Genomic DNA, 330 nt, shown 5'->3' with positions numbered 1-330 from the left:
AGCCGAGGTTAGACTAAATTTAACGGTATATTAGATTTGGCTGGCTTTACTTTTATGCAAAAAACCTCTGAACTAGAAGAATTTAACAACAGACCTGCCCACATTCTATGTCTAGACGACGAAGCAAGTGTTTTAAAGTCACTTGTACGGCTGTTACGAATGAACAAATTTAATGTGGTTGTATCGACCGACGGACACGACGCACTTCAAAAAATGACAGCCACACAGTTTGATGTGGTCATAAGTGACATGCGTATGCCCAAAATGAGCGGCGCAGAGTTTTTAGCAAAAGCAAAAAAGCTAGCTCCTGACACTCAACGTATTTTGCTA

Annotated in this window: 1 protein-coding gene; it reads left to right on the top strand. The window is 40.6% G+C overall.

Translation table 11 applies throughout. The annotated features are described in order from the left end of the window. Positions 1 to 36 precede the first annotated feature (36 nt). A partial coding sequence (locus R2R70_RS19365; protein ID WP_410978803.1) for a response regulator occupies positions 37 to 330 on the top strand: 294 nt, incomplete at its 3' end.

The organism is Cobetia sp. SIMBA_158 (assembly GCF_046566945.1).
GTDB classification, from domain to species: Bacteria; Pseudomonadota; Gammaproteobacteria; order Pseudomonadales; family Halomonadaceae; genus Cobetia; species Cobetia amphilecti.
This window is presented reverse-complemented; position numbering and strand designations above follow the sequence as displayed.